This window comes from Mesorhizobium sp. WSM4849, from assembly GCF_055811385.1.
In genome coordinates this window covers 189,327-215,280 of the sequence record NZ_JBVVPW010000004.1, presented here as the reverse complement: position 1 = coordinate 215,280, position 25,954 = coordinate 189,327, and the positions used below count along the sequence as shown (strand labels likewise).

Annotated in this window: 27 protein-coding genes and 1 riboswitch; of the genes, 11 read left to right on the top strand and 16 right to left on the bottom strand. The window is 63.0% G+C overall.

Going from position 1 to position 25,954, the window contains the following annotated elements; all coding sequences use genetic code 11:
* Positions 1 to 97: 97 nt before the first annotated feature.
* Together AC0L3L_RS06110 and hisC are read right to left on the bottom strand one after the other, a co-directional pair.
* Positions 98 to 1,033: a prephenate/arogenate dehydrogenase family protein gene (locus AC0L3L_RS06110; protein WP_473636921.1), complete on the bottom strand. Its 936-nt coding sequence runs from the start codon at positions 1,031 to 1,033 to the stop codon at positions 98 to 100.
* 19 nt (positions 1,034 to 1,052) lie between these two features.
* Positions 1,053 to 2,162: a histidinol-phosphate transaminase gene (gene hisC / locus AC0L3L_RS06105; RefSeq protein WP_473636920.1), complete on the bottom strand. Its 1,110-nt coding sequence runs from the start codon at positions 2,160 to 2,162 to the stop codon at positions 1,053 to 1,055.
* Between the two features lie 311 nt (positions 2,163 to 2,473).
* Positions 2,474 to 2,551, top strand: a riboswitch (SAM riboswitch).
* A gap of 119 nt (positions 2,552 to 2,670) precedes the next feature.
* Here hisC and metX point away from each other — a divergent pair.
* The gene (metX, locus tag AC0L3L_RS06100) at positions 2,671 to 3,840 is read left to right on the top strand and encodes a homoserine O-acetyltransferase MetX (RefSeq protein WP_473636919.1); all 1,170 of its coding nucleotides are present in this window, start codon (positions 2,671 to 2,673) and stop codon (positions 3,838 to 3,840) included.
* A gap of 58 nt (positions 3,841 to 3,898) precedes the next feature.
* Positions 3,899 to 4,513, top strand: coding sequence for a methionine biosynthesis protein MetW (gene metW / locus AC0L3L_RS06095; RefSeq protein ID WP_023797197.1), 615 nt, complete (start codon positions 3,899 to 3,901; stop codon positions 4,511 to 4,513).
* 79 nt (positions 4,514 to 4,592) lie between these two features.
* Here the strand turns inward: metW and AC0L3L_RS06090 are convergent, their stop codons facing one another.
* The 3 genes from AC0L3L_RS06090 to AC0L3L_RS06080 all read right to left on the bottom strand — a co-directional run bounded on the left by AC0L3L_RS06090 (position 4,593) and on the right by AC0L3L_RS06080 (position 8,325).
* Positions 4,593 to 5,393 carry a DUF1194 domain-containing protein gene (locus AC0L3L_RS06090; RefSeq protein ID WP_425294106.1) on the bottom strand — a complete coding sequence of 267 codons (801 nt, stop codon included), beginning with the start codon at positions 5,391 to 5,393 and terminating at the stop codon, positions 4,593 to 4,595.
* 209 nt (positions 5,394 to 5,602) lie between these two features.
* Positions 5,603 to 7,429: an ABC transporter ATP-binding protein/permease gene (locus tag AC0L3L_RS06085; protein WP_473636918.1), complete on the bottom strand. Its 1,827-nt coding sequence runs from the start codon at positions 7,427 to 7,429 to the stop codon at positions 5,603 to 5,605.
* Positions 7,430 to 7,548: 119 nt separating this feature from the next.
* Positions 7,549 to 8,325 (bottom strand): class I SAM-dependent methyltransferase, encoded by a 777-nt coding sequence (locus AC0L3L_RS06080; RefSeq protein WP_473488135.1) that lies wholly within the window; start codon positions 8,323 to 8,325, stop codon positions 7,549 to 7,551.
* A 219-nt stretch (positions 8,326 to 8,544) separates the two neighbouring features.
* Between AC0L3L_RS06080 and gloB the strand changes: the two genes are divergently transcribed.
* Positions 8,545 to 9,312, top strand: a complete 768-nt coding sequence (gene gloB / locus AC0L3L_RS06075; protein ID WP_473636917.1) for a hydroxyacylglutathione hydrolase — start codon at positions 8,545 to 8,547, stop codon at positions 9,310 to 9,312.
* 22 nt (positions 9,313 to 9,334) lie between these two features.
* Positions 9,335 to 9,775 carry a cupin domain-containing protein gene (locus tag AC0L3L_RS06070; RefSeq protein ID WP_473636916.1) on the top strand — a complete coding sequence of 147 codons (441 nt, stop codon included), beginning with the start codon at positions 9,335 to 9,337 and terminating at the stop codon, positions 9,773 to 9,775.
* Here AC0L3L_RS06070 and AC0L3L_RS06065 read toward each other — a convergent pair.
* The 3 genes from AC0L3L_RS06065 to AC0L3L_RS06055 are packed head-to-tail and all read right to left on the bottom strand — an operon-like array spanning position 9,750 to position 12,122.
* The gene (locus tag AC0L3L_RS06065) at positions 9,750 to 10,418 is read right to left on the bottom strand and encodes a lysoplasmalogenase (protein ID WP_473636915.1); all 669 of its coding nucleotides are present in this window, start codon (positions 10,416 to 10,418) and stop codon (positions 9,750 to 9,752) included. The genes AC0L3L_RS06070 and AC0L3L_RS06065 overlap by 26 nt on opposite strands.
* Entirely contained in the window at positions 10,418 to 11,305 is an 888-nt protein-coding gene (gene yddG / locus AC0L3L_RS06060; protein WP_473488106.1) for an aromatic amino acid exporter YddG, read from the bottom strand. Before yddG ends, AC0L3L_RS06065 begins: the two co-directional genes overlap by 1 nt.
* A 28-nt stretch (positions 11,306 to 11,333) precedes the next feature.
* Positions 11,334 to 12,122 (bottom strand): DUF3108 domain-containing protein, encoded by a 789-nt coding sequence (locus AC0L3L_RS06055; RefSeq protein WP_473488105.1) that lies wholly within the window; start codon positions 12,120 to 12,122, stop codon positions 11,334 to 11,336.
* Between the two features lie 257 nt (positions 12,123 to 12,379).
* Between AC0L3L_RS06055 and rpmB the strand changes: the two genes are divergently transcribed.
* The 3 genes from rpmB to AC0L3L_RS06040 all read left to right on the top strand — a co-directional run bounded on the left by rpmB (position 12,380) and on the right by AC0L3L_RS06040 (position 14,223).
* Positions 12,380 to 12,676, top strand: coding sequence for a 50S ribosomal protein L28 (rpmB, locus tag AC0L3L_RS06050; RefSeq protein WP_023797188.1), 297 nt, complete (start codon positions 12,380 to 12,382; stop codon positions 12,674 to 12,676).
* A gap of 81 nt (positions 12,677 to 12,757) precedes the next feature.
* A complete protein-coding gene (locus AC0L3L_RS06045; protein WP_029348632.1) occupies positions 12,758 to 13,438 on the top strand; it encodes a queuosine precursor transporter in 681 nt (226 codons plus the stop codon).
* Between the two features lie 83 nt (positions 13,439 to 13,521).
* Positions 13,522 to 14,223, top strand: coding sequence for a spermidine synthase (locus AC0L3L_RS06040; protein WP_473636914.1), 702 nt, complete (start codon positions 13,522 to 13,524; stop codon positions 14,221 to 14,223).
* Between the two features lie 33 nt (positions 14,224 to 14,256).
* Here the strand turns inward: AC0L3L_RS06040 and AC0L3L_RS06035 are convergent, their stop codons facing one another.
* The 4 genes from AC0L3L_RS06035 to AC0L3L_RS06020 all read right to left on the bottom strand — a co-directional run bounded on the left by AC0L3L_RS06035 (position 14,257) and on the right by AC0L3L_RS06020 (position 18,969).
* A complete protein-coding gene (locus AC0L3L_RS06035; protein WP_473636913.1) occupies positions 14,257 to 15,288 on the bottom strand; it encodes an esterase-like activity of phytase family protein in 1,032 nt (343 codons plus the stop codon).
* Complete coding sequence (gene cobT, locus AC0L3L_RS06030) at positions 15,285 to 17,183, bottom strand: cobaltochelatase subunit CobT (protein WP_473636912.1); 1,899 nt, start codon at positions 17,181 to 17,183, stop codon at positions 15,285 to 15,287. The genes AC0L3L_RS06035 and cobT overlap by 4 nt, the downstream gene beginning before the upstream one ends.
* Positions 17,184 to 17,230: 47 nt before the next feature.
* Complete coding sequence (gene cobS / locus AC0L3L_RS06025) at positions 17,231 to 18,217, bottom strand: cobaltochelatase subunit CobS (protein ID WP_258121816.1); 987 nt, start codon at positions 18,215 to 18,217, stop codon at positions 17,231 to 17,233.
* 122 nt (positions 18,218 to 18,339) lie between these two features.
* On the bottom strand, positions 18,340 to 18,969 hold the full coding sequence (locus tag AC0L3L_RS06020; RefSeq protein ID WP_473546905.1) for a J domain-containing protein: 630 nt from the start codon (positions 18,967 to 18,969) through the stop codon (positions 18,340 to 18,342).
* A gap of 193 nt (positions 18,970 to 19,162) precedes the next feature.
* Here AC0L3L_RS06020 and AC0L3L_RS06015 point away from each other — a divergent pair, with 193 nt between their 5' ends.
* On the top strand, positions 19,163 to 19,465 hold the full coding sequence (locus AC0L3L_RS06015; RefSeq protein WP_077372975.1) for a BolA family protein: 303 nt from the start codon (positions 19,163 to 19,165) through the stop codon (positions 19,463 to 19,465).
* Positions 19,466 to 19,594: 129 nt separating this feature from the next.
* Here AC0L3L_RS06015 and AC0L3L_RS06010 read toward each other — a convergent pair whose 3' ends face one another.
* From AC0L3L_RS06010 to AC0L3L_RS05995, 4 genes are all read right to left on the bottom strand, one after another.
* Positions 19,595 to 20,398: an alpha/beta hydrolase gene (locus AC0L3L_RS06010; protein ID WP_473636911.1), complete on the bottom strand. Its 804-nt coding sequence runs from the start codon at positions 20,396 to 20,398 to the stop codon at positions 19,595 to 19,597.
* 219 nt (positions 20,399 to 20,617) lie between these two features.
* Positions 20,618 to 21,511 (bottom strand): HlyC/CorC family transporter, encoded by an 894-nt coding sequence (locus tag AC0L3L_RS06005; RefSeq protein ID WP_473488099.1) that lies wholly within the window; start codon positions 21,509 to 21,511, stop codon positions 20,618 to 20,620.
* On the bottom strand, positions 21,508 to 22,671 hold the full coding sequence (gene aroB, locus AC0L3L_RS06000) for a 3-dehydroquinate synthase (protein ID WP_473636910.1): 1,164 nt from the start codon (positions 22,669 to 22,671) through the stop codon (positions 21,508 to 21,510). The genes AC0L3L_RS06005 and aroB overlap by 4 nt, the downstream gene beginning before the upstream one ends.
* Positions 22,668 to 23,273 (bottom strand): shikimate kinase, encoded by a 606-nt coding sequence (locus AC0L3L_RS05995; protein ID WP_473636909.1) that lies wholly within the window; start codon positions 23,271 to 23,273, stop codon positions 22,668 to 22,670. Before AC0L3L_RS05995 ends, aroB begins: the two co-directional genes overlap by 4 nt.
* A gap of 274 nt (positions 23,274 to 23,547) precedes the next feature.
* On the opposite strand from AC0L3L_RS05995, the gene AC0L3L_RS05990 reads away from it, so the two are divergent.
* The 3 genes from AC0L3L_RS05990 to AC0L3L_RS05980 all read left to right on the top strand — a co-directional run bounded on the left by AC0L3L_RS05990 (position 23,548) and on the right by AC0L3L_RS05980 (position 25,691).
* Positions 23,548 to 23,700: a histidine kinase gene (locus AC0L3L_RS05990; protein WP_095493454.1), complete on the top strand. Its 153-nt coding sequence runs from the start codon at positions 23,548 to 23,550 to the stop codon at positions 23,698 to 23,700.
* A gap of 23 nt (positions 23,701 to 23,723) precedes the next feature.
* Positions 23,724 to 24,641 carry a site-specific tyrosine recombinase XerD gene (locus AC0L3L_RS05985; protein WP_473636908.1) on the top strand — a complete coding sequence of 306 codons (918 nt, stop codon included), beginning with the start codon at positions 23,724 to 23,726 and terminating at the stop codon, positions 24,639 to 24,641.
* Between the two features lie 99 nt (positions 24,642 to 24,740).
* The gene (locus AC0L3L_RS05980) at positions 24,741 to 25,691 is read left to right on the top strand and encodes an acetyl-CoA carboxylase carboxyltransferase subunit alpha (RefSeq protein WP_473636907.1); all 951 of its coding nucleotides are present in this window, start codon (positions 24,741 to 24,743) and stop codon (positions 25,689 to 25,691) included.
* The last annotated feature ends 263 nt before the right edge of the window (positions 25,692 to 25,954 follow it).

Sequence of the window (25,954 nt, the reverse complement as noted above, 5' to 3'; positions counted from 1 at the left end):
ACAGCGGCGGGCTTTCAAATCGAATCGTACCGCTGCTCTATCTTTTTGTTTGAGCATCGGATTTTCCCAAAACCGGTGCCCCTTTTGGTCCGATGCCCTATCCCTTGGCCGGATGTTCCACCGCCTGCCGGCCAAAGTCCGGTACGTCGATGTCCTGGCCGGCCTCGATGATCGAGCGGCGGACGGCGCGGGTGCGGGTGAACAGGTCGAACAGTTTTTCGCCGTCGCCCCAGCGGATCGCCCGCTGCAGCGAGGCCAGATCTTCCGAGAACCGCGCCAGCATTTCGAGGATGGCATCCTTGTTGTGCAGGCAGACATCCCGCCACATAGTCGGGTCGGACGCGGCCAGGCGAGTGAAGTCGCGAAACCCGGAAGCCGAATATTTGATCACCTCCGACTTGGTCACCGACTCCAGATCGTCGGCGGTGCCGACGATGTTATAGGCGATGATGTGCGGCAGGTGCGAGACGATCGCCAGCGTCATGTCGTGATGCTGGGGATCCATCGTGTCGATGTTGGACCCGCAGCGCCGCCAGAATTCCGAGAGTTTTTCCAATGCGGCCGGATCGGTGCCGGGCAACGGCGTGAAGATGCACCAGCGGTTTTCGAACAGGTCGGCAAAGCCGGCGTCCGGGCCCGATTTTTCGGTGCCGGCCAGCGGATGGCCGGGAATGAAATGCACGCCGGCAGGCACATGCGGCTGCATCTGCGCGATGACCGAGGCCTTGGTCGAGCCGACATCGGTGAGGATCGCGCCCGGCTTCAGCGCCGGTGCGATTTCCTCGGCGACCTCGCCCGAAGAGCCGACCGGCACCGAAACGATGACCAGGTCGGCATCGCGGACCGCCTCTTTCGCATCCATCGCGTAGGAGGAGCCGAGGCCGAGTTCCCTCGCCCGCGCCAGTGTCGCTTCGCTGCGCGTCGAGATGGCGACGTGGCCGGCAAGGCCTTCGCGATGGATTACGCGGGCCAGCGACGAGCCGATCAGGCCGATGCCGACCAGCGCGATCTTTTCGAACATCGGTGATGTCATTGTTTCAGCTTTTCGGGGTTCAGCTTTTCAGAAATGCCGCAAGGGCGGCGACAACGCCGCGATTGGCCTCTTCGGTGCCGATGCTCATGCGCAGTGCATTCGGGAAGCCATAGCCGGAAACGCGCCGCAATATATAGCCGCGCGCACAGAGGTAATCGTCCGCAGCCGCCGCCGAATGTTTTTTGTCCTCGGGAAAGTGGATGAGGACGAAATTGCCGACGCTCGGCGTCACCCGCAGTCCGAGCTTGGTCAACTCCTCGCTCACCCATCGCAGCCAAGTGTCGTTATGAGCCACGCTGCGCTCGACATGGGCGCGGTCGCGGATCGCGGCAATGCCGGCCTCGATCGCCGTCGCGTTGACGTTGAAGGGACCTCGCACGCGGTTGATCGCGTCGATGATATGCATCGGCGCGTACATCCAGCCGATCCGCGCACCGCCGAGGCCGAGCTTGGAGAAGGTGCGGGTCATAACCACGTTTTCCGCGCCAGCCACCAGCTCGACGCCGGCTTCATAATCATTGCGGCGGACATATTCGGCATAGGCTGCATCCAGCACCAGAAGCACGTTTCGAGGCAGGCTGGCATGCAGGCGGCGCACCTCCTGGAACGGCAAATAGGTGCCGGTCGGGTTGTTGGGATTGGCGAGGAAGATGATCCTGGTACGCGGCGTCACCGCAGCGAGGATCGCATCGACGTCGGCGCGCTCATTGGTTTCCTTGACCGACACCGGGACAGCACCTGCCGACTGGATGTAGATCTTGTAGACCATGAAGCCGTGTTCGGTGATCACAGCTTCATGGCCGGGCGCGAGATAGGTCTGCGCAAGCAGGCCGAGAATCTCGTCGGAACCATTGGAACAGACGATGTTCGCCGGGTTGAGGCCATGCACCTCAGCGATCGCCTCCCGCAGGCGCCTGGCGGTGCCGTCGGGATATATGTCGAGTTTGGCCGCGACGTCGCGCGCGGCTTCTATCGCCTTCGGCGAGGGGCCGAGCGGGTTCTCGTTCGACGACAATTTGTGGACCTTGGCAACGCCGGCCGGCGCCGTGCTTTTGCCCGGCACATAGGCTTCGATGTCCATGATCCCCGCGCGGGGCGTTGGACGTGCCTGATCCGATGCCTGGTTCATATTGCAAAAATCCGTCGAGAACGCTTCCACCTAGTGTGGTGGATTTGAAGTTCCTGCCATTTTGGTGGCAACAGCGCTCAGGAACTTCAAATCCAGCACACTAGAATTCATTGGTTGCTAGTGTGGCGAATCCGAAATTCGCCCACTGCGCTGCTCCAACGCGATGCGAATTTCGGATTCGCCACACTAGAAGCCGCAGCGGAAATACAAGCCGTGGCCTGGAATGTCGAGAGGCGGCGATCATGGGTGAGCGACTGGCGTGGGTGAACGACTGGCCGTTGACGCCGAGACGCTCCGGTCCTAGAAGAAAGGCGAAATCCCGTGGTGATTTGGCCGGTCGGCTTGCAGCCACGTTAAACAACTCGCTAAAGGGCCGTTTGCATCCTGTAACCGGCTTTGCGAAGGCGATGTCGGTTTTTTGTTGTCCGTAGCCGGCCGGACAGTCGCATCGACCCGAAAATCGGAATCGACTTTCGGAAAGCGCGATGGGTTAATGTAAGAGGATGCGATGGTCGCGCTGCGCACTAAAAGAACCAACAACGAGGCCGACGAGCCGTCGAGCCCGGTGTTGCGTTTCGGTGCCGACAAGCCGCTCAAGCTCGATGCCGGCACGCTGCTGTCACCGTTCCAGATCGCCTACAAGACTTACGGCACGCTCAACGACGCCCGCTCCAACGCCATCCTCGTCTGCCATGCACTGACCGGCGACCAGCATGTCGCCAGCACCAATCCAGTGACCGGCAAGCCGGGCTGGTGGGAAGTGCTGATCGGCGCCGGCAAGATCATCGACACCAGCCGCTTCTTCGTCATCTGCTCAAACGTCATCGGCGGCTGTCTCGGCTCGACCGGCCCCGCCTCGACCAATCCAGCCACCGGCAAGCCCTACGGGCTCGACCTGCCGATCATCACCATCCGCGACATGGTGCGGGCGCAGTTGATGCTGGTCGACCATTTCGGCATCGAAAAACTGTTCTCGGTGCTCGGCGGCTCGATGGGCGGCATGCAGGTGCTGCAATGGGCGTCGAGCTATCCGGAGCGCGTTTTCTCAGCACTGCCGATCGCCACTGGCGCGCGCCATTCCTCGCAGAACATCGCCTTCCATGAGGTCGGCCGGCAAGCGGTGATGGCCGATCCGGACTGGCATGGCGGCAAGTATTTCGAGCAGGGCAGGCGCCCGGAAAAGGGCCTGGCTGTGGCGCGCATGGCCGCTCACATCACCTATCTGTCGGAAGCGGCCCTGCACCGGAAGTTTGGCCGCAACCTGCAGGACCGTGAAGCGCTCACCTTTGGTTTTGACGCCGACTTCCAGATTGAGAGCTATCTGCGCCATCAGGGCATGACCTTCGTCGACCGCTTCGACGCCAACTCCTATCTCTACATGACCCGGGCGATGGACTATTTCGATCTCGCCGCCGATCATGGCGGCCGGCTGGCCGACGCCTTTGCCGGCACCAGAACCCGTTTCTGCCTGGTCTCCTTCACCAGCGACTGGCTGTTCCCGACCGAGGAGAGCCGCTCGGTCGTTCACGCGTTGAACGCGGCCGGCGCCTCGGTGTCCTTCGTCGAGATCGAGACCGATCGCGGCCACGACGCCTTCCTGCTCGACGAGCCGGAGCTGTTTGCCGCCATCAACGGCTTCATCGCCTCGGCGGCTCGCGCCAGGGGGCTCAGCGCATGATCCTGAAAAGGCGCAGACTTTTCGGATCAAGGTCATGCGCCAAGCAAAAGCCACGATCATGAGTGTCAACCACGCCCAGCGCGTCGACCTCGAAGTCGTCGCCGATCTCATCCCGCCGCAGTCGCGGGTGCTGGACGTCGGCTCCGGTGATGGCCTGCTGCTCGAATTGCTGCAGGCAACGAAGCAGGTCGACGGCCGTGGGATGGAACTGTCGCAGCGCGGCGTCAACGAATGCGTGGCGCGCGGCCTGTCCGTCATCCAGGGCGACGCCGACAAGGACCTCAAATTCTATCCCGACAAGGGTTTTGATTTCGTCGTCCTGTCGCAGACCTTGCAGGCGACCCGCAACCCGAAGCTGGTGCTCGACGAGTTGCTTAGGATCGGCAAGCACGCCATCGTCTCCTTCCCCAATTTCGGCCACTGGCGGGTGCGCCTTTCGCTGTTCGTCGAAGGGCGGATGCCGGTGACCAAGGACCTGCCCTATTCCTGGTACGACACGCCCAACATCCATTTCTGCACCATCCGCGACTTCGTCAATCTCTGCGAAGAGCTCGGCGCAACGGTAGAAAAGGCAACCGCGCTCGACGCCAATGGCCAGAAAATCGGCCTGTCGATGCCTTGGTGGTTCTGGAATTTCTTTGGCCAGCAAGCGGTGTTCCTGCTGAAGCGATAACGGCCGTCGCATATGGCGCGCGGCCGGCAAGAGTCCGGAGACCATCTGCGACTGTTCGCCATTCATCGACCAAGTCTAGCTAGCGATCAAGCTCCGGAAAATACGGATCGGAGAAAAACTGGCGGCCGCGCTCGCCTTGCAAACAGTCGACCGGCGTTGCCGCATCGACCCGGAGTGTCGCGGGAGCGGCCCTGGGACCGGCAACACCGCTGACCTCCAGGACCAGCTTGCGGCGTATGGCGGTCACGAATTCGGAAGCGGCATAGACCGGCAGCACGAAGGAACCTGGCCCGCCGGTAACGCACTCGGCATAGTACCGGTCGAGATGGCTAAAGCTGGGCGACGGGCTGATCAGGATCGGCAGGCCGTTGACGACGATGTCCTTTGCCACCGCGGCGTCGCGTGTCGTGGTGACGGGCATCCCGGTATTGTTGGGGCCATCGCCTGAAATGTCGATGACGCTGCGCGTCGCGTCGAAAGCGGCTCCATCCAAAAGCTTGGCGCCGAAGGCGAGCGCACCGGAAATCGAGGTGCCGCGAAAGCTCCTGAACGGGCGCGCCTCGATCTTGTCGGCGAAAGCGTTAGCGCTCTCAGCATTGTCGATGACCTGCCAGGCAATGACCGCATCGTCGCGGACGGTGCCTGCCCATTCGAAATAGGCCAGCGCAATGCGGCCGGTCACGCCCGAACGCACCGCATTGATGAAGTCGGGGTGGCGCAGCGCCTCGACATAGCCGGCGCGCTGCAGCGCGAATTCCTTTTCGTCCATCGAGTGCGAAATGTCGACCGCCAGCACCAGTTCGACGTCCACTGCAATGGCATCGGCGGGCGCGGCCAGTGGTGCTGCCTGAGCGCAGGCAAGGCAGGCAAGCAGGCTAATGCATGTCGCCCAAAAGTGCGCAGCGGCTTTGGGGTAACGACATGAATAGAAACAGAGGCTTAAAGCGTGTCGCATGAATCTCTTGAATCTCTTCACCGGGACGCACTTTAAGCGCGTCAAGCATGGGTCCAACGCCGCAGACTTCCGAACGATACCGGCAATCTTTCGCTGCGATCACGGCGAAATAAAGCTTGCCGGCGTATGGCCGGCTACGTCTCTTGGTAGGCTGCGGTGACGGCCGGGGGTGGTTCGATCGCGCCGGCCCTGACACGGACTGGCTTGAGAGCCGGTCGCTCGATGTCTTTCACGATCGCCAATGAGCGTGGAAAGAATTCAATGTTCTGCTGGCCTCGGCCGATGTTGAGGATTGCGGCGTCGGCCAGACGCGCCTCCAGCATCGACAGCACCCGCCTCAGCGTCGCGCCGTCGAACGTGTCCAAGGCCTCGTCGATGATCACCCATTTCGGCTGCCGCAAGACCAGCCGGGCAAAGGCAAGCAGGCGCTGCTCGTCATCGCTCAATTCGCGCTCCCACCGCGCCGAGCGGTCGAGCGAGGACGACAGACGCCCGAGACCGACCTCGGCAAGCACCGCCGAGATCTCGGCGTCGCTAACCGCCGCATCGGCGTGGTCGAGCACTTCGCGCAGCGTGCCGAGCGGGAAATAGGGTTTTCGGGGAACGAAGGCGGGCACCTCTCCGGCCGGCATGCCGATCCGCCCGCTTCCCCACGGCCACAGACCGGCAATGGCGCGAAAGAACAGCGTCTTGCCGGCGCGCGGATCTCCGGTGATCATGACGCGCTCGCCGGCGCGGATTTCGATATGGGGCTCGGCGAGCTTCGTACATCCATCCCGCGACGCGACCTCGAGGTTCTCGAATGTCAGCCTGCCATTCGGGTTTTCGCCGATCGTGATGCGTTCTTCGCTATCGTGCAGCACATCCGTTTCAACGAGCGCGATGCGGAAATCGGCGACGCGCATCAGCGTGGCGCGCCAATCGGCGATACCGCCGATATTGTTGATGAACCAGCGCAACGAGGCATGCACCTGGTTGAAGGCGCCGACTGCCATCATCAGCCCGCCGAAGCTGATATCGCCGGCAAAATAGACCGGCGAGGCGACGAGGATCGGCGCGACGACAGTGATCCAGCCATAGGTATCGGTCACCCAGGAAAGATTGATCTGGGCGCTGTAGATGCGCCGCATCGCGCCCAGCACCGTGCCGAGGTCGAGCTCGAGCCGTCGTCTCGCGTCGGCCTCGCCGTGCGCAAGCGCGATGGCATCGACATTCTCGTTGACGCGGACAACCGAGGAGCGCAGCTCCGCTTCACGCGTATAGCGGTCGCTGTTGAAGCGGATGAGCGGCCGTCCGACCAGCCAGCTCAGCCAGGAGGCCGTGCCGGCATAGAGGATCGCGGCCCACACCATGTAGCCCGGAATGGCCAGCGAATAGCCGCCGATATGGAAGACGAAGCCCGAAGACAGCGACCATAGGACGCCGACGAACGAAACAAGCAGAATGAACGACTGCAACAGCCCTATGCCGAGACCGGTGGAAAGATCGGAGAGATGCCCGGCATCCTGCTGCAGGCGCTGGTCAGGGTTGACGCCGATGGCGCCGGCGTTGGCGAGCCGGAAGGCGCGGGCCGGCCGCATCCATTCACCGATCAGATCGAGGGTCAACGCCTCGCGCAGCTTCAGCCGGATCGTCTGGTCGAGCCAGGTCTGGCCGACATTGAGCACCACAAGCCCGCCGGCGATGGCGGCAAAGACCAGAAGCTGGTGCAGGAAGCCCTGCATGTCGCGCCGAGCCAGCGCATCGTAGAAGGGCTCGTTCCAGCGATTGAGCAGAACCTGCCCAATCGAGGTTGCCACAATGACGGCGACTATGCCGACGCAGGCCCAGAGCAGGTGTTTGCGGATCGGCGAGGTCCCCAGCGCCAGCTTGATGGTCGCCAATTGGTCACGCAGGCTGCTGGTTTCGATCGACGCGGCAACCGGCTTGGCGCTGGCTTCGACATCCGGATAATCAGCCATTGGTGAAGTCCTTCAATTCGGAAGCGGTGCTGGAACCGATGAACATGTCGACTCAATCGGGTACCTAACCCGCCCTCGACAGATAGGTGAGAAAAACTGCGATTCCGATCACGAACATGTCATCGACGGCCCGGCAATGTTGCGTTCCCGGTCGGCGATATCCGGCCGAGCCTTGTGGCGCCATGCGGCGAGAAAACCGGCACGAAGACGCGGCGAGAGGCGCGCTGGACGACCGGCACGCCCTGATAGAGCCGCTTCTGCGCCTCGACCACGATGACGCCGGAAAAGATCGGCCAGAACCTGCGGCCGGCGCGCTCCAGCACATTGTGGAACTGCATCATGAAGCGTCGCCGCGATGGCGGGAAGAACAGGGCGTCGGACCAGGCCGCGGGCGTGAAGTTTGCTTCGCGCAGCAATTCGGTGAGCTGGCCGCGCGAAAACGGCCGGCCGCTGCCGAACGGCGTATGCTCGAAACGGGCCCAGACACCGCGCCGGTTGGGCACGACGATGACGACGCGGCCGGCGGGCGACAGCACCCGCCAGATTTCGTTCAGCGTCTCGCGCGGGTTCTCGGCATGTTCGAGTGAATGGACGAGCAGCATGCGGTCGATGGAGGCATCGACCAGCGGCAATTCCTCATCGAAGACCAGTGCGGTCGCGGTCGGCCCCGTAGCCGGCCAGACCACCGCGCCTTGCGTTGCCGGCATGAAGGCAAAGACGCGCTCGGCGTCGGTGCCGAACCGCTCCAGCCACGGCAAGGTGTAACCGAGGCCGACCAGCCGCTCATTGGGCACGACAGCCCATATCGAGGACAACGCCATGGTGATCGAGCGTTCGGCCAATCGCCCGAGCGTGGTCGAATAGAAGGAGCGAAGGTCGACGATGTCGGAATGCATGCGCGGGACGGTATCTTCGATGCTGTCCAAGTTCAACAAAGGCGCCAAGTTCTACAAACGCGGATGACATCCGCGGGCAAGCGCCCTATGTCTGCGGCGACTACTGCATCGGCCCGAAATCGGTTTCGATTTCGGAAAGCACGATGCAGCAGATAAAAGTGTTTAGAGCGTCCTTTGTGCGTCCAACTGGACGCACGGCGCGCTAGTGGAGAGAACGCCATGCCGGTTGAAATCGAACAGTTCATGTGCCGCAGCGACAATTTCGGTGTGCTGGTGCATGACCCGAAAAGCGGCCAGACCGCGATCATCGACGCGCCCGAGGAGGCGCCGATCCTGGTCGCGATCGAGCGTACCGGCTGGACGCCGACGATGATCCTGACCACCCATCACCATGTCGACCATGTCGAGGCCAATCTGGCGCTGAAGGAGCGCTTCAAGCTGCGCATTGTCGGACCGGAAGCGGAAAAGGCAAAAATCCCCGGCATCGACGAAACCGTCGAGCAAGGTTCGGTCATCCACCTCGGCGACGAGAGGATCGACGTGATCGCCACGCCCGGCCACACGGCAGGCCATGTCTCCTATCATCTGCCGGCATCGAAAGTGGCGTTCACCGCCGACACGCTGTTCGCGCTCGGCTGCGGCCGGCTGTTCGAGTGCAAGCCGCCGGTGATGTACGATTCGTTGAAAAAGCTCGCGGCACTTCCGGCCGAGACGGTCGTTTATTGCGGCCATGAATACACGCTCTCCAACGCCCGCTTCGCGCTGACCGTCGACCCGACCAATTCGGCATTGAAGGAGCGCGCTGCGAAAATCGAGGCGCTGCGCGCCGACGGCAAGCCAACGCTGCCGACCACGATCGGCGAGGAACTGTCGACCAATCCGTTCCTGCGCTGGCACGACCCGGCAATCCGCAAGCATCTCGGCATGGAGAAAGCCTCCGACGCCGAAGTGTTCGCCGAAATTCGCAAGCGCAAGGACAACTTCTGAACACCACGACGTGCTGGAAATCATGCCCAGTTCCGCCGAAATCATCGCAACGCTCGGCCTGAAACCGCATCCGGAAGGCGGCTGGTATGCCGAGACCTTCCGCGATGGCGCGGAGGGCGCGCGCGGCCATTCGACCGCGATCTATTTCCTTTTGGAGCAGGAGCAAGTGTCGGCCTGGCACCGCGTCAAGGACGCGGCCGAGGTCTGGCACTTTTACGCCGCCGCTTCGCTGGCGCTGTCGATGCACCGGGAAAACGGACCAGTGATCGAGCAGGTGCTCGGCACGGCATTGGCGGCGGGCGAGCGGCCGCAGATCGTTGTGCCGGCAGGCTGGTGGCAATCGGCACGCAGCCTGGGCGAGTGGACGCTGGTCGGCTGCACCGTGGCGCCAGGCTTCGATTTCGCCGCCTTCGAACTGGCCGAATCGGGTTGGAGTCCTAACCCAGCAGGAAACCCATCGTGATCGCCATCTGGGCGGCGTAATACAGCATCCAGGCCGCGTAGCGCATCCAGGCGCGGTGTGGCGAGATGGCGGTCAGCAGGAACTTTTCCGAGGCGAGCAGCCCGTCGGACGCCATGAACAGCGCGGCGCCGCAGATGATCCAGAAATTACTCAGGGTGAGGGCTGAAATCGCCATGGCGAGGATTGCCGCGATATAGACGCCGACCGGAAGGCGCAAGGCAGGGCCGACACGGCGCCAGAGCGCAAAAAGCATGGCGAGCGCGAACACGGCCATTGCCACAGCAATCGCCGCGCGCCACGGCTCGGCCGAGAGCAGCCCGACCCCGTCGCCGAAGCGCAGGAACAGCGCGATGTAAAGCCCATGCGCAACGAGAAAACTGGCCAGCCCGCCGAGAAAAGCCTTTTCACCCTCGCGTGACAGCAACGCGTCGCCGATGGCGCTGAGCGTCAGCGCCGCTACGAGCAGCCACGGACCGCCCTGCAGCGATGCCAGCACGCCAAGCATTGCCACGGCCAGCGTCTTGACCGCAGAACGCGCAAGCGTCGGCGGCATGTCGATGGTGAAGACGTAGATCACCGCCGCCACCAGCGAAAACAGCAGCGTCGCATTGGCGTTGGCGTCGATGCCGCCGGGAAACGGCATCACGCCTCTGCCTCGCTCGCAGCCCTCTTGCGCAAGAACAGCGATTTCGCCGCAAGGGCTGCCCCGCCGGTTATCAGCACGCAGGCGGCGAGTATCCGCAGAGACGGCTCGGCGAAACCGGCTGATATCAGCACCAGCGTCGACAGCAGCGGCGCGGCATAGCTCGCCGCGCCCAGCACCTGGATGTTGCCGCGCTTGACGCCGATATCCCAGGCGTAGAAGGCCGCGCCCACCGGCATCAGGCCGAGGCCGAGCACGGCCAGCCACTGGCCGGCGCCGACAGGCAGCACCGTCTGTTCCAGCATGAGATGGCAGACAAGCGAAAGCGCTGCCGTAGCCGCACAGAACCAGGTGACGATGCTGGTCGGCACCGACGGAAAGCGGCGCGACAACAGCGAATAGTACGACCACAGCACGGCGCAGACGCCGGCCATTGCATAGCCGAAGGCATAGCGTGCGTCGAAGGCAAGCCCGCCACCCTTGGTGACGATCAGGACAGTGCCGGCAAGGCCGAGCAGCGCGCCGACGACATGGTTCCAGGCCAGCCGCTCGCCCGGCATCAGCGCCGATCCGAGCACGATCAGCAGCGGCCACAGATAGGCGATGAGGCTCGCCTCCACCGCCGGCGCGTTGCGCAGCGCGGTGAAGTAGAAGAAGTGATAGCCGAACAGGCCGGCAATGCCGATCAGCCACACTTGCGGCGGTATCTTCTCGCTGCTGTCGGTGGCCGGCGTGAACAGCCGCGCGACGAGCCCGACGCCGGTGCCGATCGTGAAGGTGATCGCCGAAAGCAGGAACGGCGGCACCGCGCCGGAGGCGTCCGTAAGCAGCGCCAGCAGCGCCCACATGGCGATCGCCGAGAAGCCGATCAGTGTTGCGCGCCCCATGTCCGTCTCCGGCGGCGCGCGATCGCGCCTATTCTGTCGCTTCGAACCGCTCCGCGCTGACGGTGAGGGTGCCGATTTTCGTACCGACCGTGGCGTGGATCGGCGCATATACGCCGGTTTGGCCGACCGGTGCAAACGTCACCATGATGCGGCTGCGATCCTTCAGGTACTTCAAAGCTTTGCGGTTCTTGCGGTAACCCGCCACTGGCTCAAAACCCAGCCTGCAAGTGACGGTATCGCCCTCGTAGCCGCGCACCGAGGTCGAGCCTTTCGACTCGTAGGTCAGCGTCAGATTGGCACGCATCTCGCCGTCATAGAGTTTCACCGTGCGCCCGCAGACCTTGTCGAGGCTATCGGCATGGATGACGGTGGCGGCCATCGGATCAAGCACCGATGCGAGATGGCCGGCGCCCAGCGGTATCCAATTCTTGGGATTGCGCTTCTTCGGCGCAGGCACGACCTTCGTCGCGATAACGGCGCCATTGGCGAACTGGATATCGATCATCGACGCCTTCTCGCCCGACTTGTAGTCGGCGTGGAACGCTTGCGGCTGCAATTGCTTGCCCGAAATCTTGCCCTTTGACGAGATCGTGCCACGTGTGTCGTCGAAGATTGTGGCTAGGCCGGCGCTGGAGACGCTGCCGTCGATCGAATAGGTATCGCCTTCGTAACTGCTGGAAAAGGTTGCCTTTGCCACCGAGAGGCCGAGGATCGACACCGTATACTCGCCCTTGAAGGATTGTGGCGTGGCAGCAGACGCTGCCGTCGGCAGCGCGACGGCAAGCGAGGCAAGGAGAGCATGAGACGAACGAAGCATGGCGGGGATTGATCCTCGATTTTTCAGCGGAAGCGGACAACTCCGGCCGAGTATCTCCTTGTGCGACCGCTTATAGGCTGAATTCCGGCCTTTATGTGAAAGGCGTCGTCACACCCGCGCGCAAGCCGGAGCTTGACGCATCGGCGAAATGCAACTATGGAACGCCAACTTTTTCCATAAGGCCGCCTGACCGAAACCGCGCGCCACCCGGCGCGGGTCGAATGTTTGGCCAGACCGAGAACTGAAGGTTTAGAACCATGTCCCGCACCTGCGAACTCACTGCCAAGGCAGTCATGTCCGGCAACAATGTGAGCCACGCCAATAACAAGAGCAAGCGTCGCTTCCTGCCCAATCTCGTCAATGTGACGCTGATCTCGGAAGCGCTGAACCAGAATGTGCGCCTGCGCATTTCGGCCAACGCGCTGCGTTCGGTCGAGCACCGCGGCGGCCTTGATGCGTTCCTGGCCAAGGCCGACGCCAAGGAGCTGTCGCAGCGCGCGCGCCTGCTGAAGAAGCAGATCGCCAAGAAGCTTGCCGAACAGCCGGCCGCTTAATTTTTCAGGCAACCGCCTTCCAAGGAGTGTCGTCCGAACTCGGCATGACACCCCGCTGGTTCCATTACCCAGGATAAAAAAATGAGTTTTTTCTCCCGATATCTGCCCTTTGTTGCGGCCATGGCGCTTGTCGTGGTGGCGTCGAACATCCTCGTGCAGTTCCCGCTGCAAGGTGCGATCGGCGGCTTGTCGCTGGCCGACATTCTGACCTGGGGCGCCTTCACCTATCCGTTCTCCTTCCTGGTCACCGACCTTGCCAACCGCCGTTACGGTCCGGCCGTGGCGCGCCGGATCGTGTTTGTCGGCTTCACGGCGGCGGTGATCTGCTCGGTCGTCATCCCGCCCTTGCTGTTCCGCTACGGTCTGATCGAGTTCGAAACGGCCGCCGACCGGCTGGTGCGCATTGCGGCGGCTTCCGGCACCGCGTTCCTGATCGCGCAATTGCTCGACGTGACCGTGTTCAACCGGCTGCGCCGGCAGAGCTGGTGGCGGGCGCCGATCGTCGGCACGCTGGTCGGCTCGGTATTCGACACCGCCGTGTTCTTCACCGTCGCTTTTTCCGCGGCTTTCGCCTTCGCTGGCCCGAACGATGGCTTCGCGCTCGAAACCGCGCCGCTGATGGGCGTGCTGCCGGTCGAGACCATGCGCTGGGTGTCATGGGCGCTCGGCGACCTCGGCGTGAAGCTGATCATCGCCGTGGTGGCGCTGATCCCCTACCGGCTGCTTGCCGCTCGCTGGAGCCAGCCGGCACTGGCGGCATAGAGCATGATCCCTGAAGGTGGGAACCGGTTTTTGCTATCGCAGACCTTCGGTTCGGAAAAGATCATGCTCACAGGTTCTAGAGCATGATCCCATGGGTCCAACTCGGTACCGCGAAAACGGCGGACGGCGGATATGAGCTTCGCCTAAAACAACGCGGTGCCGAATTCTCGATCATGCTCGGCTCGAACGAGCTGATGAACAGCCGCCTCAGCGGCTCCGAGGAAGCGCTGGCCCGGCTGTCCTGCCAAAGGATTGCCGGCCGTCGCCAGCCGAAAATCCTGATTGGCGGGTTGGGCATGGGTTTCACGCTGCGTGCCGCTCTCGCCGAGCTTGGCGCAGATGCCGGTATCGTTGTCGCCGAGTTGGTGCCCGCCGTCGTGGCGTGGGCGCGCCGCCCGATGGCGGCGGTGTTCGGCGGCTGTCTCGACGATCCGCGCGTGACTGTTCGCGAAATGGATGTCGGGCAACTCATACGATCGGAAGCCTCGGCCTGGGATGCCATCCTGCTCGACGTCGACAACGGGCCGGACGGGATCGTCCACAAGGCCAACGATGCTCTCTACAGTATAGCCGGGCTGATCAGCGCGAGAGCAGCGCTCACGCCCGGCGGCGTGCTGGCGGTCTGGTCACAGGGACCCGACAGCGGTTTTACCCGCAGGCTCAAGCAGGCGGGCTTCGCGGTCGAGGAAGTCAAGGTCCGCGCCAATGGCAAGCGCGGCGCGCGCCACGTCATCTGGATCGCGACCAACGGACCCCAGCCTGCGGCAACCGGCGCGAAGCTGTAGACTTGTTATCGGCCGTCCCTTGCCGACCGCCTCTCAATCCTCGTGCAGCACAAATTCCAGGTAGAGATTGCGCTGCAGCATCGAGTGGTTGTCGTCGGAGATCAGCGACACCATCAGCGCGCCGTCGTCGCGGGTCCAGACGTCTAGCCCTTCCATGTTGTCGATCTGGTAGCTCATGTCGGCTTCCATCAGCACCGGCCCGTCGGCAACGGCGCCCTTCTCGACGCTCTCGCCATAGATGCGCCGCAGCCGGATCTTGACGCCGCGGGCCATCGAATAGCTGCGCTCTAAAAGCAAGAGGTCGCCGTCCGGCAGGAAGGCGCCGTCGGTGATATCGAAATCGCCGTTGCGCTTAACGGTGAAAACGCCTTTGTGCGGCCCTTCGATAACAGCCGCATAGATGTTGCCTGATTTGTCGAGGCTCTTTTCCGAGACAACGACCAGCCCGCCTTCGTGCTGCCCGTGAGGATTGGCGTGCGTGATGGTCTCCAAGCCGCGATTCCGGCGAAGCTCCCAGGCTGGAATCAGGAAATCCAATTGCTTGAACGGCGGCTTCATGTCGCCCGGTTCGATCTTGAACTGTGCAATGCGGTGATCGCGCTCGAAGCCGACTGTGGCAATGCCGTCCTTGACCGCGAGCCCTTCGGAGTCGACCTGCCATTTCTCGTCGATCAGCTGGCCCGCCTCGTCGGCCATTTGCTGCATACGGAAATTCTGGATGGCCGACGGGCGCTTTTCGGCATTGTGGGTAACGGTGCCGAAGAACCAGAAACCGGTGTCGGCGACGCCGATGAAATCACTGCCGGGCTTGAGGAAGCGAAACGCCGACAGCGCGCCGAAATCGCGTGACGGTGAGGTCATTTCCAGCCCGCCGACGAATTCGAGCGAGCCGAATCGCTTATCGTCACGGCCGATGTGAAACCGGTCTATAGGCCGTGCCGAGATTTCGATCGGCTCGACCGAAGCGGTGCCGGCGGCGATGCAAGGCGACAGGGCGATGCCGGCAACGAACAGCGCTGTGGCGGCGAAAAGCGTCTGCCGAAAGCCGCCACGCGAAAAAATCATCCGGCGCGCCGCATGCCGCCGCGTCGCGTGTCCCGCGTACTTTCCTCGCCAAACAGCGAGGCCAGTTGCTCGGTCATGGCGCCGGCCAGTTCCTCGGCATCGACGATGGTGACGGCGCGCCTGTAATAGCGGGTAACGTCGTGGCCGATGCCGATGGCCAAAAGCTCGACCGGCGAGCGCGTCTCGATCAGTTCGATCACCGCGCGCAGATGCCGTTCGAGATAGTTGCCCGGATTGACCGACAGCGTCGAATCGTCGACCGGTGCGCCGTCTGAGATCATCATCAGGATCTTGCGCTGCTCCGGCCGGGCGATCAGGCGGTTGTGCGCCCACAGCAGCGCCTCGCCATCAATGTTTTCCTTGAGCAGGCCCTCACGCATCATCAGGCCGAGATTGCGGCGCGCCCGCCGCCACGGATGGTCGGCGGATTTGTAGATGATGTGGCGCAGATCGTTGAGCCGGCCGGGGTTCGGCGGCTTGCCTTCCTTCAGCCATTTCTCGCGTGCCTGCCCGCCCTTCCAGGCGCGGGTGGTGAAGCCGAGGATCTCGACCGAAACGCCGCAGCGTTCCAGCGTGCGCGCCAGAATGTCGGCGCAGGTGGCGGCGACCGTGATCGGCCGGCCGCGCATCGAGCCCGAATTGTCGAGCACCAGCGTCACCACCGTGTCGCGGAATTTGGTGTCACGTTCCTGCTTGAAGGACAGCGGCTGCATCGGGTCGATGACGACGCGCACCAGCCGCGCCGGATCGAGATAACCCTCTTCGAGGTCGAAATCCCAGGACCGGTTCTGCTGCGCCATCAGGCGGCGCTGCAGCCGGTTGGCCAGCCGGCCGACAACGCCCGACAGGTTGGCAAGCTGCTTGTCAAGGAAGGCGCGCAGCCGATCTAATTCCTCTTCCTCGCACAGGTCCTCCGCACCCACCGTTTCGTCGAAGGCGGTGGTGAAGATCTTGTAGTCGATCTCCTTCGACAGATTGGTGAAGGGATTGTCGTTGCGGCGCGCCTCGCCGGGTGTCTCGGCATCGGCGTCGTCATCATCGGACAGGTCGTCGGCGGTGGCATCGGATGCCTCCGTCTCGGCCGATTGCTCGTCGTCGGACGACGCCTCGGTATCGTCGGACTGCGACTGCTCGGAGCCGGAATCGTCCTCGCCGCCCTCCTCGCTCTGGTCCTCGCCTTGCGGCTGGTTTTCGTCATTGTCCTCGGAGTCTTCGGTCTCCTGGTCGTCGCCGAGTTCCTCGGCCATTTCCATGGAAGCCAGCATCTCGCGCACGACGCGGGCGAAAGCCTGCTGGTCGTCGAGCTTTGCCGACAGCCCGTCGAGATCGGCACTTGCCTTCTCCTCGACCCACGGGCGCCAGAGGTCGACCAGCCGCTCGCCGCTCTTCGGTACGGCGCGGCCGGTCAGCTTTTCGCGGACCATCAGGGCCAGCGCTTCCTCGATCGGCGCATCGGCCTTGTCCTTGACGTCGATGAGGTTGGCCCTGGCGTATTTGTCCTCGAGCATCGAGCCGATGTTGTCGGCGACGCCCTGCATGGCGCGGGAGCCGATCGCCTCGACGCGAGCCTGCTCGACCGCATCGTAAATGGCGCGGGCCTGTTTGCCCTCCGGCGCCAGCCTGGTGTGGATGCGCGTGTCGTGGCAGGCGCGCTTCAACGCCATGGAATCGCCTAGCCCGCGGGTGATGGCGATGTCGGCCTTGGACGCTTTCTTCGGCAGTTCAGGCAGCCGGGCGCGGCTGCCGGCGAGCGCCGGCCGATCCTTGGCGAAACCGACTTCGAGGTCCTTGTCGCCGGCAATCGCGCGCATGCAGACGGTGACGGCGCGCTTGAAGCTGTCGGCTTCAGAACCCGTCTTCGACTTGTTGCGCGTGTTGTCGCCCGGACCCGCCATCGATCATTCCTTGGAGCATGACCCCGAAAATCGGAATCGAGCCATGCTTAGCCCAGCACCACGTTCGCTGCGCTCTCCGGCAGGTCCTGGCCGAAGGCGCGCTGGTAGAACTCGGCGACCAGCGAGCGTTCCAGCTCGTCGCATTTGTTGAGGAAGGTCAGCCTGAACGCCATGCCGATATCGCCGAAGATCTCGGCATTCTCGGCCCAGGTGATGACAGTGCGCGGGCTCATGACAGTCGACAGGTCACCATTGATGAAGGCCGAGCGCGTCATGTCGGCGACACGCACCATCTTGTTGACGATCTCCTTGCCCTTGCCGTCGCGATAGTGCTTGGCCTTGGCCAGCACGATATTCACCTCGTTGTCGTGCGGCAGATAGTTCAGCGTGGTGACGATCGACCAGCGGTCCATCTGCGCCTGGTTGATCTGCTGGGTGCCGTGATAGAGGCCGGTGGTATCACCGAGACCGACGGTGTTGGCGGTCGAAAACAGCCGGAACGCCGGATGCGGGCGGATGACCCGGCTTTGGTCGAGCAGCGTCAGCCGGCCGGACGATTCCAGCACGCGCTGAATGACGAACATCACGTCCGGACGGCCGGCATCGTACTCGTCGAAGCACAGCGCGACATTGTGCTGGTAGGCCCAGGGCAGGATGCCGTCGCGGAATTCGGTGATCTGCAGCCCTTCCTTGACGACGATGGCATCTTTGCCGACGAGGTCGATGCGGCTGACATGACTGTCGAGATTGACGCGCACCATAGGCCAGTTGAGGCGGGCGGCGACCTGCTCGATATGCGTCGACTTGCCGGTGCCGTGGTAGCCCGACACCATGACGCGACGGTTGTAGGCAAAGCCGGCGAGGATCGCCATCGTCGTGTTCTTGTCGAACAGGTAGTCCGGGTCGATGTCGGGCACATGCTCGCTCGTCACCGAATAGGCCGGCACCACCATCTTGGACTCGAAGCCAAATTTCTCCTTCACCGGCACAGTGGTGTCGGGCAGGTTGGCGATGTCGCGATCGACCTTGTTCATCTTATCAACGTCTCCACGGGCGAAACGCCTGATTTCGCCGGCAATCGATTTTGTCCGGGGGCGGTCTTAAAGCCTTTTCCAACCTTATGAAAGTTTGAAAACGACACGAACCGTAAGGTCGCTCAGCACAATCCTGCCTGCTTGAGCACGCGATAGGCCTGGAGCACATCGCGGAACCGGTCTTCCGAACCTCTGTCGCCGCCATTCGCATCCGGATGGTGGCGTTTCACCAGTTCCTTATACCGCGCCTTGATGTCCGTGCCAGTCGCCTTTGTATCAAGGCCAAGCGTTTCAAGCGCCTTGGCCTCAAGCGGCTTGGCCTTGCGCTCGCGGGCTTCGCGCGGATCCTTCGGACCTTTGAACAGGTCGAACGGATCGCGCATGCGGTTGTAGTAGCCGGCGCGGCCGGAACGCTGCTGGGCGAAATCGGGCGAGGAGCGCGTCGAGGCGCCGTTAACGCCCATCTTCCATGTCGGCCGGTGGCCGGTCATCGCTTCCTTCTGAAAACGGGCGATCTCGGTATCGGGGACACCGGAGAAATAATTGAAGCCCTTGTTGTACTCGCGCACATGATCGAAGCAGAACTGAAAATATTCGCCCTCCTTCATGCGTCCGACCGGCGCGCGATGGGTGCCAGCCTCCTTGCACCCGTCCCACTGGCAGATCGGCGAGCGCGACTTCAGCTCCGCATCCTTCTCCGGGCGGATGCGGATTTTCTCGAAATATTTGGGATACGGTTTCATCTCACCCATTTATGGGCTGTTCGCCGGTGCGAAACAAGAATTGACATTTTCGCGATGATCGCCCTAACCGCTGAATCGCGGCATAAAGCGGGCGATCGGCGAATTTTGTCGCGGCGGCGGCACCGCGCGTCCTTCCGGACGCGCAAAGGGCGCCGATTTTCGGGGGTCATGCGCCCGCCATATGTGGTGAAGGGAAGTACGAATGTCCATACAGTCGACGATGGAAGGCAAGTTGAAGAAGGCGTTCTCGCCGGAGCGGCTGGTCATCATCAACGAAAGCCATCTGCATGCAGGCCATCACCATCAGGACTCCGACCATCACGGCACCTATGACGGTACCGGCGAGACGCATTTCCGCGTCCGCATCGTCTCCTCGGCCTTTGCCGGCATGAGCCGCATCGAGCGCCACCGCGCGGTCAACGCATTGCTGGCCGACGAGTTGAAGGCTGGTGTCCACGCGCTGGCGATCGAGCCGGCCGCGCCGGACGAAAAGACCAGGTGGTAGGCATTAGAGCAATTCCAGGAAAAGTGTGAAACGGTTTTCCCGGGAAAAGCGCATAGCGCTTTCCCTAGGGAATTGCGCAAAAACAAAGAGATAGAGCGGTTCGGCGTTTCCGTGAAACGATGAACCGCTCTATCCGAGCGCTGCCTTCAGGAAAATCATCACCGCACCGGTCAAGGCGTCGCCTTCGTCGCCGAAATCGCGATTGATCGACATGTGCGAATAGGCGCTGCCGTCGAACAGTCTCACCTCCGTTCCGGCCGCCCGCAGGCGCTCGGCGAAGGCCCGTGAGGCTGCCGCACGACCCGCTGCGCGCGAATAGGCGATGAAGGTCGGCGGATGTTTGCGGCTCCCGACATGGGTGGCAGGCGACAGCGCGCGCCACTGCGCGGGGTCGGGAAATGCCCGGGCATAGGCCGGTGTCATGCCGCCGCTCCTCGCAAGCGCCTCCAGGTCATAGGCCCTGGTGTCGTTCAGGACCAGCGCCGCGACGTCGGGCAGACCGCCGCGCAGCCCGGTCAGTGCGGCGAGATGGCAGCCGGCCGAATGCCCCATGACCGCTATCCGGTTCGGATCGCCGCCGTATCTGGCGATGTTGGCGCGCACGTAGCGATATGCCTGCTCGACATCGTCCGCCTGGGTGGCGACATCGGCCTTAGGCAGCAACCGGTAGTCGATGGAGACGAAGCAGAAGCCATTGTCGAGCAGGAAGGCCGGCTTGACGTTGACGTTGGTGCGATTGCCGGCCCGCCAGGCACCGCCATGGATGAAAAGCACCACAGGCAGGGAGCTTGCGCCATCAAGCGAGTAGATGTCGAGCCTGGCCGGTCCGTAGTCGAAGGTTTGCGGAGACGGCGAGCGCCGGCGCGATGCCGCCGGAGCGCTGGCCGGCAACAAAGCCATCGACATCAAAAGCAGGGTTCGCCGATCGATCACCGTCATCTCCAGACAGCCCAGTCGAAAGTGCACGCCGGCGCGGCGAGCGTCCAGTCAAGGATTGGTTAGCCGGGACAGAACCTACCAGAACTAATGCATGTCGCCCAAAAGCATGCGCTCGGGCCTGACCCGAGGGTGCGCAGCGGTTTTGGGACAACGACATGCATAAAAACAAGAATTTAAAGCGCGTTGCGTGAATCTTTTCAGACGCCACGCGCTTTAAATGTCGCCGGCCGGCCTGATCCTCAGCCTTGCGATCCGGTTCTTGTCGCGCTTCATGACGACGAAGCGCTTGCCGTGAAAGGTGAAAGCCTGCTTCTCGTCCGGAATCAATTGCGTCTCGTGGATAACGAGACCGGCAATGGTGGTGGCTTCTTCGTCCGGCAGGTTCCAGTCGAGCGCCCGGTTCAGGTCGCGGATCGACACAGTGCCGTCGACGACAACGGAGCCGTCGGCTTCCTGCTTGACGCCCTGCATGTCGATATCGTGCTCGTCGGCGATTTCGCCGACGATCTCCTCGATGATGTCCTCCAGCGTCACCAACCCCTCGACCTCGCCATACTCGTCGACGACGATGGCGAAATGCGCCTTGCGGCGCAGAAAGGCGTTGAGCTGTTCCTGCAGCGTCGTGGTGTCGGGCACGAACCACGGTTTTGTCGCGATCTTCATCACGTCGATCTGGGAAAAGTCGTTGCCGACATCGTTCAGCGCGCGCAGCAGGTCCTTGGCGTGCAGCACACCGACGATGTTGTCGAGCGAGCCCTTCCACAACGGCAGGCGGGTATGCGGGCTCTGCAGGATCTCGCGCACCACCGCTTCCGGCGGATTGTCGGCATTGACCGACCGCATGTTGGTGCGATGGACCATGACATCGGACACTTCGAGCTCATCGAGATCGGACAGGCGACCGATGCGGGCGCGATCCTCGCGCACCACCTGGCCGCCGCGCCGAAAATCGTCGACGGCGCCGCGCGCTTCATCATGGTTCGAATGCTGCGGCTCGATGCGCTGCAATTGATAGCCGAAGGCGGCGAGCAGGCGCGCGCGAAAGGCGAAGGCGAGCAGGCCGAGCCCGGCAAGGACGCCAGCGACGATCCAGCCGCCCTCGTTCATCCCGGGCGGCTCTTCTGCTGACCCGGGCTGCCTTTCGGCTGACCCGGATGGTTCTCCCTCAGAAACGACAGCACTTCCGACGCCGGCACATCCCTGGCGATGAAGGCCTGGCCGATGCCGCGCGTCAGGATGAAGGTCAGCGCGCCGCGCGACACCTTCTTGTCCTGGGTGATGAAGGCGAGCAGCGCCTCGGCATCAGGCAGTTCACCCGGAATATCGGCCATGCGCCAAGGCAGGCCAACGGCGCGAAGATGCGCCTCGACGCGCGCCGCGTCGTCGGGACTTGCCAGATTGAGGCGCGACGAAAAGCGATAAGCCAGCGCCATGCCGATGGCGACTCCCTCGCCGTGGACAAGACGGGCGCTGTCATATCGGGTGGCGGCCTCGAGCGCATGGCCGAACGTGTGGCCGAGATTGAGCAGCGCGCGGTCGCCGGTCTCGAACTCGTCGCGGGCGACGACATCGGCCTTGGCGCGGCAGGCTTCGGCGATGGCCTCGGCTCGCTGCGGGCCGCCGGCAAACACTTTGCCCCAGTTCTCCTCCAGCCAGGCGAAGAAGTCGGGGCGGTTGATGAGCCCGTATTTGGCGAGTTCGGCGTAACCCGCCCTGAATTCCCGGATCGGCAGCGTGTCGAGCACTTCGGTATCGACCAGCACCAGTTTCGGCTGGTGGAAGACGCCGACGAGGTTCTTGCCGCGCGCACTGTTGATGCCGGTCTTGCCGCCGACGGAAGAGTCGACCTGCGCCAGCAGCGAAGTCGGGATCTGCACGAAATTCATGCCGCGGCGCACGATGCCGGCGGCAAAGCCGGCCAGATCGCCGATGACACCGCCGCCGAGCGCGATGACGACATCGCCGCGCTCCAGTCTTGCGGCGAGGACGCCGTCCACCACCTCTTCGAGATGCGCAAAACTCTTGGTTTTTTCCCCAGCCGGCAGCGTGATGACGGCAGGCTGGGTGCCGCCCTTTTCGAGGCCGGCCTTTAACGTCTCGAGGTGGGCGGCGGCGACGTTGACGTCGGTGACCACGGCGGCGCGCGCGCCGGGCAGGCGGCGCAAAATCTCGCTGCCGGCGCGCAAAAGCAGGCCGGAGCCGATCAATATATCATAGGCACGATCGCCGAGCCCGACTTCGACGGTGACGGTCGCATTGCTGCTCACGAGCGCACCTCGCCTGTCGCGGCTGCAACGCCGAAATATCCGCAAAGCTCGTTCACCACCTCGGCCGCAATGACCTCCTTGCGATCGTCGCGGGTCGGCACGGTGACATCTGCGGCTGCGTAAACCGGATAGCGCTCGGCCATCAACCGCTCGATCACGGCGCGGGGATCGGCGCTTTTCAGGAGCGGCCGGTTCTGCTTCTTGGAAACGCGGTCCATCAAGAGGTCGATCTCGGCCTTCAGCCATACCGACACGCCATGGCCGGCAATGGCCTCCCGCGTCTGCGCGCTCATGAAGGCGCCGCCGCCCGTCGACAGCACCTGAGGCCCGTGTTCCAGCACGCGCAGGATGACGCGCTGCTCCAGCGCCCGGAACTCGGTCTCGCCATAGCGTTCGAACAATTCCGGGACGCTCATGCGCGACACGCTTTCGATTTCCTGATCGCTGTCGATGAAAGGCAGTCCCAGGATCGCCGCCACCTTGCGGCCGATCGCCGTCTTGCCGGCGCCCATAAGGCCGACAAAGACGATGGAACGGTTGCCCAGCCGGCCGAGCAGCGCGGCATGGCTCTCATCAGGAGGATTTGTTGGTAGCGCGTTCATGACACCATGATGTTTCGAGGCAGGTTCCGCAAAACTGTCCCAGGGTTTTGCGACAAGAACCTGCGACAACCAAAGAATCCAAGCAGGCATTCATGGGCCAGCCCACGAATGCCTGCTTAGGCCCTCTTTGCCGGCGTATCGACATCAAAAGCCTGTTTGCGTCAAGCGTGGCGCGGTCGTGCGTCATCCGAGCTTCGCCCTTGAATTGGCCGGATTGGCGTCTCATAAGGGCACAGGGTTTGGAAACGCAGAACAAGCAGACGGGCGAAAATTGATGCCGACACTGTTTCGCTTTGTCGTGACGCTCACGATTCTGGCCGGCATTGTCTATGGCGCGATGTTCGCTCTGGCGATGTTCGTCGAGCCGAGAAAGGCCGAGATGAGCGTACGCATTCCTCCCGAAAAGCTGAATCCCCAGAAGAACTGAATCAAGAAAAACTGACCCGAGAAATGAACAGCGCGGCCCGCATCGAAGCCTTTCTGGAAATGATGAGTGCCGAGCGCGGCGCTGCCGAAAACACGCTGTCCAGCTATCGCCGCGACCTCGAAGACGCTTCGGCCGGGATCGACGGCGGGCTCGCTTGTGCCGCCGCCGCCGATATCCGCGCCTATCTCGACGATGTCGCCGCGCGCGGTTTTGCCGCCACCTCGCAGGCACGCAAACTGTCGGCGATCCGCCAGTTCTTCAAGTTCCTCTATGCTGAAGGCCTGCGCCGCGACGACCCGACCGGAACCCTGGACAGTCCGAAGAAAGGCCGGCCGCTGCCGAAGACGATGAGCGAGGCCGACACCGGCCGGCTGATCGACCGTGCGGCGCAAGAGGCAGCTGACGCCTCGCTGAACGATGGCGACAGGCTGGCGGCGTTGCGCCTGCATGCGCTGGTCGAGGTGCTCTACGCCACCGGCCTGCGCGTCTCCGAACTGGTCGGCCTGCCGGTGACGGTGGCGCTGCGCGACGATCGTTTCTTCATGGTGCGCGGCAAGGGTGACAAGGAACGCATGGTGCCGCTGTCGGCAAAGGCGCGCATGGCGATGCGGGCCTGGCTCGCTGCCCGGGCCACGGTGCCGGCTTTCGCAGATAGCCCGTTCCTTTTCCCGGCAGCAAGCGACAGCGGCTATCTCTCCAGGCAGGTCTTCGCCCGCGACCTGAAGGGCCTTGCCGCGCGCGCCGGCATCGCCTCGGCGAAAATATCGCCGCATGTGCTGCGCCATGCCTTCGCCAGCCATCTGCTGCAGAACGGCGCCGATCTCAGGGCCGTGCAGCAGTTGCTTGGCCATGCCGATATTTCAACGACGCAGATTTACACGCATGTGCTGGAGGAGCGGCTGGTGCGGCTGGTCAACGATCATCATCCGCTTGCCGACTAGACGTCATATCGCTATGTGAGGGCGACGTTCCACCGCCCGGAGCCTCTATTTCCCAGGTTCCGTCAGTCATTGCCTCCCGGCTTATCGGTCCGCTCAAGAATGTACAATTACCTCGATTTCGAAAAGCCGGTTGCCGATCTCGAAGGCAAGATTGTCGAGCTGAAGAAGCTCGCCGAGAATGGCGAGGCGGTCGATGTCGGCGATGAGATCAGCCGTCTCGAGAAACGCGTGCGCGACGCATTGCGCGACACTTATAGGGCGCTGACCCCGTGGCAGAAGGTGCAGGTGGCGCGCCATCCGGACAGACCGCATTGCGTCGACTACATCAAGGGCCTGTTCAACGATTTCACGCCGCTTGCTGGCGACCGCAATTTCGGCGAGGACCAGGCGATCGTCGGCGGCTTCGCCCGCTTCCGCGGCGAGCCGGTCGCGATCATCGGCCAGGAAAAGGGTTCGGACACGGCCAGCCGGCTGAGGCATAATTTCGGCTCGGTGCGGCCGGAGGGCTACCGCAAGGCGGTGCGGCTGATGGAACTCGCAGACCGCTTCAATATCCCGTTGCTGACGCTGGTCGACACGGCCGGCGCCTACCCCGGCGTCAATGCCGAGGAGCGCGGCCAGGCGGAAGCCATCGCCCGCTCGACCTCGGCCTGTCTCGGCCTGAAGGTGCCGTCGATCTCGGTGGTCATCGGCGAAGGCGGCTCGGGCGGCGCCATCGCTATCGCTACCGCCAACCGCGTCTACATGCTCGAACACGCCATCTATTCGGTGATCTCGCCGGAGGGCGCCGCCTCGATCCTGTGGCGCGACACCACCCGCTCGAAGGATGCGGCGACCAATATGAAGATCACCGCCCAGGATCTGCTGGAGCTGAAGATCATCGACGCCATCATTCCCGAACCGCTCGGCGGCGCCCATCGTGGCCCGGAGACGGTGATTGCCGCCACCGGCGATCTCATCGCCAAATCGATGAAGGAATTCTCGGGCGCCAACACCGATTTTCGTGAGCAGCGCCGCGAGAAGTACCTGGCCATGGGGCGAAACCTCTAGACCATGATCCCAAACCGAAGGTCAGCGTAGCAAGAAGTGGGTACCGGTTTTCGGAAAAGATCATGGTCAAACAAGAAGATTCAGGCCGTCCGATTTCTATCGGACGGACCGCCAGACTGTTTCGGCGCTGCAATGTGGCGAGATTGAGCGTTTCCGCCACAAAAATGCCGCTGCACTCGTTTCAATCAGATTGCCGTAAGGCCCGGCGCTTGCGGTAAGGAATTTTCAAGGTTAACGGACTTAGGGTTGCGGCGCTGATGCCT